At 27.8% G+C, this 6,672-nt stretch carries 8 protein-coding genes; all 8 read left to right on the top strand.

Going from position 1 to position 6,672, the window contains the following annotated elements:
• Positions 1-236: 236 nt before the first annotated feature.
• The 8 genes from ACX6CF_RS07910 (at position 237) to ACX6CF_RS07875 (ending at position 6,625) form a co-directional block, all read left to right on the top strand.
• On the top strand, positions 237-1,067 hold the full coding sequence (locus ACX6CF_RS07910; RefSeq protein WP_458784776.1) for a hypothetical protein: 831 nt from the start codon (positions 237-239) through the stop codon (positions 1,065-1,067).
• A 347-nt stretch (positions 1,068-1,414) separates the two neighbouring features.
• Positions 1,415-1,882: a hypothetical protein gene (locus ACX6CF_RS07905; protein ID WP_458784775.1), complete on the top strand. Its 468-nt coding sequence runs from the start codon at positions 1,415-1,417 to the stop codon at positions 1,880-1,882.
• Between the two features lie 29 nt (positions 1,883-1,911).
• Positions 1,912-2,547 (top strand): ABC transporter ATP-binding protein, encoded by a 636-nt coding sequence (locus tag ACX6CF_RS07900; RefSeq protein WP_458784774.1) that lies wholly within the window; start codon positions 1,912-1,914, stop codon positions 2,545-2,547.
• Between the two features lie 3 nt (positions 2,548-2,550).
• Positions 2,551-3,207 carry a hypothetical protein gene (locus tag ACX6CF_RS07895; protein WP_458784773.1) on the top strand — a complete coding sequence of 219 codons (657 nt, stop codon included), beginning with the start codon at positions 2,551-2,553 and terminating at the stop codon, positions 3,205-3,207.
• A gap of 197 nt (positions 3,208-3,404) precedes the next feature.
• Complete coding sequence (locus ACX6CF_RS07890; RefSeq protein WP_458784772.1) at positions 3,405-3,968, top strand: hypothetical protein; 564 nt, start codon at positions 3,405-3,407, stop codon at positions 3,966-3,968.
• Positions 3,969-3,996: 28 nt separating this feature from the next.
• A complete protein-coding gene (locus ACX6CF_RS07885; protein ID WP_458784771.1) occupies positions 3,997-4,803 on the top strand; it encodes a hypothetical protein in 807 nt (268 codons plus the stop codon).
• 54 nt (positions 4,804-4,857) lie between these two features.
• Entirely contained in the window at positions 4,858-5,328 is a 471-nt protein-coding gene (locus tag ACX6CF_RS07880) for a hypothetical protein (protein WP_458784770.1), read from the top strand.
• Between the two features lie 58 nt (positions 5,329-5,386).
• Positions 5,387-6,625 (top strand): putative DNA modification/repair radical SAM protein, encoded by a 1,239-nt coding sequence (locus tag ACX6CF_RS07875; RefSeq protein WP_458784769.1) that lies wholly within the window; start codon positions 5,387-5,389, stop codon positions 6,623-6,625.
• Positions 6,626-6,672: the final 47 nt, after the last annotated feature.

The raw sequence follows: 6,672 nt of genomic DNA, 5'->3' as shown, positions 1-6,672 counted from the left end.
CATTTACCTTTTAGAGCTGTTTGGTAGCGTATTTTGAATTGAAAACTCCATGTGATTGTATAATTATATCAAAAACAATAGGCTAATTAGACATTAATTAATATATTATTGCGTTATTTTATTTATTGTTCAAAATATTGACAAATAGTATAACAAATTATAAAATGAGGATATCAAAGATAAAATATAAAGGTATAATATAAAATAATAGTCAAAAATGAGAAGAGGTCAAAAATATGTTGTTAAAATCAGTTAGAATGCAAATTAAGTCTATATTAAACCATAAAGAAGTATTTATAACTATGTGTATTCTAATGTTATTTGTATTTATTAATTATTTTACTAATGTTCTAAAATATAATGGAAAAGATATTACTGATATGTATTTTCCTATGAAACTTTTATTACTATCAAGTGGTAGTGGTGCAGCCAATTATTACTTTATGCAGTATTTTCCATTATTAGTAATTATACCAGTTGCATTTTCTTATGTTTATGATAGAGATTCAAAAGAAATAATTTACATTCAATCGAGAGTAGGGTTAAAACACTATTACATAGGGAAGATAATTTCTGTATTTTTAGTTGCTTTTTTTGTATTCACCATACCTTTCATTATTGAAATAATAATTAACTGTATAGCATTTCCGATAAATGCTACAGGAGATTTGTCCAATGCAAATATTTATGAAAAAATATATATTGATTTAGTTGGAAATTATTTTTTTTATAATTTATATGTCATTCATCCATATATTTATACATTTCTTGTTACTTTGGTATTTGGATTAATATGTGGTGTCTTAACTGTTTTTGTAGTAGCTATTTCCATGTATAATATCAAATTCAAAATTTTATTATTTTTACCTGTGTATATATTACTTTATGGTATAGGGATGATTGGACATATAGTTCCTTCTATAAAAGTTAGTTTGAGTTATTTTAACTATTTGAGCATATTTGATTGTTCAAAAAAAAGTCTAATAGGATATTGTTTAACAATAGTATTAATTTTATTGGTGTCAATAGTAATGATTATGACAAAAAGCAGAAAGGATTCATTGTAATGAGTACATACATAAAATGTATTATCGCATCATTATTTTGGGGAGTATTGGAAGCATTATTTTATTTGAGATTAAATGAAAAAATTATTTTATCTGATATTATTTTTCAGTTTAGTTTTTTAAAAAAATATATAGAAACGCCGTATATAATGAATATGACAATAAAATTTTTACCATATTTAATATTTCAAATATTATTTGGTACATGTATTTATAAACATTTTTGCTCAGCAAGTAATTATTATTTTTCACGATGCATTAATCGTACAAAGTGGTTGTTAAGAGAAGCTTTTTTACTCTATACATATGTATTAATATTTTTATTTTGTATGTTAGCAGGGGGAGTGATGGTAACAATAATTACTAATGAAATAATATTTGATTTAGAGTCTATTATTTTATTAGTCTATTATTTGATTATTTATTCGTTGTGGTTGTATTTAACAACACTACTAATTAATATTATAGCTATTAGATTTAATAGTAGTATAGCTTTTATAGCCGTAGCGGGTTTAGAAATGGGTTGTATTTTTTCATTAATATTATGGGAAAATGTACTACCATTACAAGATAGCCCTTTTATGGATAGAAATTTTTTATTCTTACAGTTCAATCCAGTGGCTCATCTCGTGTTGGCATGGCACAGTAGTTTTATAGAAAAATTGAATATGAAAATAAATATCTATTACCAATCATTTGATTTAAATATTTCAGTAGTATTATTTTTATTACTAAGCATCATAGTAACAGTAGTTGGTTGTATAGTGGTAAAAAGAAAGGATTTAATAATGGCTAATAATGAAACCGGAGTATAGAGATTATTAATAAAGGAAGGTAAGATATAGTGAAATTGATAGCAAAGAATGTAAATAAAGCAATAAAAAACAGACAAATATTATCAAACATTAATCTTTCATTAGAAGGTGGAATTATTTACGGATTTGTTGGAAGAAACGGTTCTGGAAAAACAATGCTTTTTAGGGCGTTGTCAGGTCTAATAAAAATTGATTCGGGAGAGATTATTTGTAACAACAAGGTACTTAATAAAGATATAGATGTAATTGATAATATAGGGCTTGTAATTGAAAATGCAGGATTATATCAAGAATTTACTGGGTTTAAAAACTTAAAATTACTTGCGAATATTAATAAGAAAATTAATGATGATGACATAAAAGATGCAATTAGAAGAGTAGGACTAGAGCCTAATGATAATAGAACAATTAAGAAATATTCTCTTGGTATGAAACAACGTATTGTAATAGCACAGGCTATTATGGAAAAACCTGATATTATTATGCTGGATGAACCGACCAATGCACTTGATGAAAATGGAGTTGATGAAATCCGTAAAATTATATTAGAAGAAAAGAAAAGAGGGGCTATGATTCTCATAGCCAGTCATAATAAAGAGGATATTAATTTACTAACTGATAAGGTGTATTATATGAAAAGTGGTAATTTATATGATGGGCGGTGAAATATGATGAAGAAAGTAATTGTAGGTATTTATGTTACAGTATTTATTGCCGCAGTAATTATTGGAATATTGAATAAGCAAACGTATACAAATATTACAAATATGGATAATGCAATGGATAATTTTTCTGTTGCGGTTTTGAATAATGAGTTAGTATTAAATACCATAGATAGAATGGAAGAGGATTTACCAAATGCTAATATAATATTAAAAGTAAAGGCTGAGGGCGAAGTTGAAAATATGTTTAAGCTTTATAAGCAGCGTGTTATTGTAGAAGAAGTATACAATGGAGATGATATAAAAAAAGGTGATATGATTTTTATTATGGCAGGACATTGGAGATATTACTTTGATGATATGAGTGCTAATATGGGTTTTACTAATTTATTAGAAAAGGATGATGAATATTTAATTTTTATTAAAGAAAAAGTTAATTCACTAGATATTAATGATGATAATATATACTGCCTTGTAGATACAATTATTAATCCGGTATTTAATTATGAAGATAAAGAAAATGTCATTGTAGAGACCAGTAAAGATAATTACTACGTTTCTTATTCTGAAGTGAGCAAAAATGAATTTTTTGTTAATTCACAGGATTCCCTTAATAAATTAGAGGCATTAAAACATAGATTGATAAAAGATTATGATGAGTAATTAGATATTAACTTATTGTTACTATTTGCTGTAATACGAATAAAAGTTAAGTCAAGGAGGAAAATTTTATTTCGTGTCGTACTATGATATAATATCTTAGGGTGTACCGTTTCAAGCCTATGAATCGTTAACATAAGGTATTCACTATATATAACAGATAAAGCAGTTAGAACTTGTTAAGAAAAGGGGATTATAGAATGGGAAAACATTTTGGAACAATTGTATGGGGCATAGTATTTTTAATAGTTAATATAAACATAGGTTTTATTGACATAATGCCAAATGTAGTAGGATATATGCTTATTACAAGTGGGGTATCAAAATTATATAATGAGACAGAGATTAGAGAATTTCATATAGCAGCTAAGCTGGGTTCATTATGTGTGATTGTACGTATTATTACTTTTTTCTTTTATTTGAGTCAAAACGCACAAGACACTATAGTATCAACAGCCATTGGTATTGTAGTTTCATTGCTATTATTAGTACTGGCGTTCTACATATATGAAGCTACAATAAAACTGTTAGAAAAAGAAAGGATTCAACTAGTGGAGCAAATAAAAAGTGGTCGTAACCTTTTCCTCTATATACAATTAATAACAATTTTTATTATTACTTTCAGTATGAATGTAGAAGAGTCTACAGCAATGTGTATGAATCTTATAGGTGGTATTGCAATTGCTATAACTACAATAGTATGGGCTGTTAACATGAATACTGTTAAAAAATATTTTAATGGACAATTACGTACGAAGAATTAAATTATATATATGAAGTAGGTGAAAGTAAATGTTTGCTCAGATAAAAAAACGCAAATATTTCTATTTAGCGTTGGGATTAGTAGTTGTGGCTTTAGCCTATAATGTTTTTACTGCATATAGAAGATTAATTCCAGAACCTATATTTCTAAAACATTATTATGAAGGATATTATGAGCATTTTTATGATAGATTTTTTATTGAGTATATTGATAATAACAATAGTAATAAAAATATCAGCAATGTATTTTTTCCAGAAGTCAATATAAAGATATTTGCTGAGCCATATTATGAGTATAAATATAATTACTATACACATAAAATAGTAAGATTTACATTAGCAGTGGCAAAAGACGAAATATTTTCTGGCTTAGAAAAAGTTGAACTGAATAAAGCTATCATTGCTTATTCAGATTTATCTACACAAGAAGTTGATTTAGGACGAATTATTTTATACCGTGAGAAGAAAGAAGTCCAAGAATTGACACCTATAGTAAGTCACGTAGGATTACCTAAGGAGAAATCAGAAAATAGTTATGAGATGGATGGAGAGATTTTAGTAAAAGATATTCAAGCAGATCTACAAGAGCAACTTTCAGATATTATTGATATGGATGTAAATACTTCTGATAATAATATATCTGTGAATATGACTCTTCCAAAACCAGATGATGAACGTAAATTCAACGTATATGATATATGCTATCATATGGTGTATAAGAACGCTATGGGTGAGACTTATACAGCACCACTGGGTCCTATAGGTCATGATCCCTTCTTTACTGAAGAAGAAATTATGAGGTATGTGAGGGATTATAAGCATAGCATAAAATTGTAATAAACTTATTAGCTATTATTAATGGAACAACAAGCATATATTAAGAGGTGTTATATGAGGAAATATAAAAAATATATATTAATGCTTATTACACTAGTAATTATAATACAGATTATTAACTTCAACATACCTAGAAAACTACAAGATATACTTTCAATATCCTCTAATACAGTAGTTAATTATTGTAGTGTTTACATTATTGATTACAAACCTGGGGGTGGTAGGGATAACAGTAATGTTAAACTGACAGTGAAACAATTCCAAGATATAATGGATATAATGAAGAAAACAAAATATCATAAAACTTTTGACCCTGATTACCATTCATCTAATACAGAAGGGTTTTATTTTATGGATTTTACATATGTAATTGATAACACTAAAAAAGTTAGAAGAATGACTTATTCAAAAGATGGTTATATTGAGATTAGTGGTAAAAGCTCTTATATATCATTTAATCAAAATGAACCAGAAAAGTTAGCAAAAGAAGTATACGAATATATCAATAATATTATTGCTGAATAATACGAACATATGTTTGAGTTTTTGCCGCATATTTGTTATAATATAGATGGTGATTAAAATGAAGAAGAATATAATAGAAAAATTACAGGTTTTAGCTGATGCAGCGAAATATGATGTTTCCTGTGCTTCTAGTGGTGTCAATCGTAAAAATTCTGGCAAGATTGGAAGTTCGCAAGCTAGTGGAATATGTCATACATGGGCTTCTGATGGAAGGTGTGTATCTCTGTTAAAGATACTACTCAGCAACTATTGCGCATATGATTGTGAATACTGTGTCAATAGATTAAGTAATGATGTAAAAAGAGCTAGTTTTACACCAGAAGAAGTAGCTGAACTTACTATTGAATTTTATAGAAGAAACTATATAGAAGGTCTATTCTTAAGCTCAGCTGTTGAGAAAAATCCTAATCATACAATGGAAAAAATAGTCAAGACTCTACTTATACTTAGAAATCACTACGGATTTTCTGGTTATATCCACGTAAAAGCTATACCAGGAGCAGATAAGATACTCATCAAACAAGCAGGAGAACTTGCTGATAGGATGAGTGTTAATATAGAATTACCAACAGAAGATGGACTGAAATTATTAGCACCTCAGAAGACCATGAAAAAATTATTCTTACCAATGGATCAAATAAAAGAAGAGATAAAAAGGTCAAGTTATGAAGTTGCCAGATATAAATATGCAAGAAAATTCGTTCCAGCAGGTCAATCTACTCAGATGATTGTAGGAGCTACCAGTGAAAGCGATTTATCCATGTTAAGCATAACTGATCAATTATATAAAAAATTCAATCTGAAAAGAGTGTATTTTTCTGCGTATGTGCCTGTTAATAAAGGGGGTAACTTGCCTGCCATAAGTTCAAATACAACTCCGATGGTTAGAGAACATAGGTTGTATCAAGCAGATTGGTTGCTAAGATTCTACAAATTTGAAGCAAAGGAATTATTAGATAATAGTAATCCGAATTTTGATTTGGATTATGACCCTAAGATGATATGGGCGATGAGAAATATTAAAGAATTTCCAAAAGAAGTAAATAAAGTATCGGTAAATGAATTATTAAGGATTCCTGGGATTGGAATAGTTTCCGCTAGAAGAATACTAAAACAAAGAAAAGTGAGATCAATTTCTTATGAGGATTTAAAACAAATGGGAATAGTTCTAAAAAGGGCTAGATTCTTCATTACATGTAATGGCAAATATTATGGAGAGAAAAATCTTGACCCAGATACAATAAAGAATATATTGAATCCTTTACCACCCTATGAACAACTTACTCTCAATGTATAAATAGATATGAGTTAAATCAGGACAATATATTGAACTTATTGAAATGG

The sequence above is a fragment of the Vallitalea sediminicola genome (assembly GCF_054408565.1).
The sequence above is the reverse complement of the archived record's forward strand: the minus strand, read 5'-3'. Positions and strand labels throughout refer to the sequence as shown.